Source organism: Streptomyces sp. NPDC058459, assembly GCF_042721685.1.
GTDB lineage: Bacteria > Actinomycetota > Actinomycetes > Streptomycetales > Streptomycetaceae > Streptomyces.
The window spans coordinates 1-2,400 of sequence record NZ_JBHXLV010000387.1; the positions used below are offsets into that span (position 1 = coordinate 1).

The following is a 2,400-nucleotide window of genomic DNA, read 5'->3' on the forward strand; positions in this document are numbered from 1 at the left end:
GCCCACGGCCGCGGGCGGCAGCCCCACGGTGCGGGTCAGGAAGAGGGTCTCCAGGGCGAAGACACCGCTGAGGCAGAGGTTCACCGACGCGGTGCTGAGGGCGATCAGCCGCAGCACCGGGTGGCGGAGGACGTGGTGGAGGCCCTCCTTGATCTGCGGCACGAGGCCACCGCGTCCGGACCGCGGCGCGGCGGGCCGTTCCTCACGCGCCTCGATGCGGCCGAGCAGGACCGCGGAGGCGAGGGAGGTGACGGCCTGTCCGGCCAGGGTGCCCGCCGGGCCGAGGAGTTGGACGAGGAAGCCGGCCATGCCGGGACCCGCCAGCTCGGCGCCCGAGCGCACCGTCTCCAGACGCGAGTTACCCTCGATCAGCGTCGACCGGCCCACCAGGGTGGGCAGGTAGCTCTGATCGGCCACATCGCCGAACAGCCGCGCGCAGCCCAGCAGCAGGGCGACGGTGTAGAGGAGCGACATGGAGCGGATGTCCAGCAGCCAGGCCACCGGCACAGCGGTGAGCAGCACCGTCCGCGCCAGGTCGGCGGCGAGCATCACGTCGCGCCGCCGCATCCGGTCCACCCAGGCGCCGGCCGGCAGCCCGAGCAGGAGGAAGGCGGCGCTCTCGGCGGCGGCCAGCAGACCGGCCTCCCACGCCGAGGCGTGCAGGGTGATCACCGCGGTGAGGGGCAGGGCGACGTACGTGATGCTGTTGCCGAGTTCGTTGCACACGTGTGATCCCATGAACCGGCGGAAGTCCCGGCGCTGCCGGGAGGAGGGATCGGGGCCTCCCCGCGGTCCCGGGGCGGTCTCGGGACCGGAGGTCGTCTCCGGACCGGGGGCGGCGTCCGCGCCGGCGGCGGGTTCGGGGGCGGCGGTGGGCTGGGACACGAGCGGGCCCTTCTCTGGTGGTCGTGAGGGCCAGGGCGGGGGGCACCCGCCCTGGCGTTCGGTGGTTCAGACGGTCTCGTGCAGCGGCGGTCGCCCGACCGCACTCCCCGGGGGAGTCGAGTCTTCCGTCTCCGGAGGGAACGGATCGGGGAGGGCACGTACGTCGAGCTTGCCGCCCGGAGTCCGCGGGAGCCGGGGCAGGACGCACACCCGTGCCGGGACGAGGTGGGCCGGCATCCGGGAGGCGACGTCCTGGCGCACCGCGTGGCCGTCGAGCGGCCGGCCGGGGACGATCTCGACGTAGGCGGCCACCTGGGGCTCGCCCCGGTGCCGGACCGCGCGCGCGACGACGTCCACCACGTCCGGGTGGGCGGCGACGGCGGCCTCGACCTCCTTCAGCTCCACTCGGTGCCCCCGGATCTTCACCTGGTCGTCGATGCGGCCGAGAAAGCGCAAGGAGCCGTCGGGACCCCGCCGCACCCGGTCTCCGGTGCGGTACATCCGCTGCCCCGGCCCGGCGGCGAACGGGTCGGCGACGAAGCGCTCGGCGGTCAGGGCGGGGCGGCCGTGGTAGCCACGAGCCAGGCAGGGTCCGGTGAGGTACAGCTCCCCGGCCCCGCCGTCGGCCGTGGGCGTCAGCGTCTCGTCCAGGACGTAGGCGCGCACTCCCGGCAACGGGACGCCGAGCGGGATGACCTCGTCGGCGACCGGGAGCGTCGTGGGGCGCGCCTCGTGGCAGGTGGCGGTGATGGTGGACTCGGTGAGGCCGTAGGAACTGGTCACCGGCGGCCCGCCGGCGGCGTACCAGCGCACGAGGTCGGCGGTGCGGCCCGCGTCGCTGCCGATCACCACGTGCCGGAGGGCGGCCGGCAACGGACGGGGCCGGTGCCGCACGTCCCGGACCCACTGCGACCAGTAGGGGGTGGGCAGGTTGACGAGAGTGACGGCCCGTTCGGTGAGGAAGGGCTCCAGCTCGGCGGGTGAGACCACGTTGTCGTCGACGAACACCGCCGTGCCGCCCGTGCACCAGGTGGGCAGAGCCTCCTCCAGAGCGACGTCGAAGGCGGGCGCGGCGAACTGGAGGACCCTGTCCGCCGCGGTCAGGCCGTAGCGCCCGGCGAGCGCACCGGTCTGCCGGGCGAGGCCCGCGTGACCGACGGCGACCGGCTTGGGCCTGCCGGTCGAGCCGGAGGTGAACAGGACGTAGGCGAGCGATTCCGGCGGGACGGCGACCGGGTCGGGGCCGGCTTCCCGGCCCCCGGCGTCGGGGGCGTCACCGCGGGCCCCCGCCCAGAACAGTTCCACCCCGCAGCGGTCGTGCAGGCGGGCCGCGGCGGCGTGGCCGGTGACCACCGCGTGCCGGGTGCCCGCGGCAGCCAACAGGGCACGCAGCCGCTCCTCGGGGGCCGCGGGATCGACGAGTAGCGGGGCGGCGCCGGCGTACCAGACGCCCAGAAGTGCGACGGCCCAGTCGGCGCCCCGGCCGACCCCGACGAGCACGGTGTCCTCCAGGCC

Annotated in this window: 2 protein-coding genes; both read right to left on the reverse strand. The window is 75.5% G+C overall.

Annotated elements, in window-relative coordinates:
* Positions 1 to 885: MFS transporter (locus ACFWN1_RS32925; protein WP_384370323.1), on the reverse strand; the 885-nt coding region annotated here is incomplete at its 3' end.
* Between the two features lie 66 nt (positions 886 to 951).
* Positions 952 to 2,400 (reverse strand): amino acid adenylation domain-containing protein (locus tag ACFWN1_RS32930; RefSeq protein ID WP_384370326.1); only part of this gene is annotated, 1,449 nt, incomplete at its 5' end.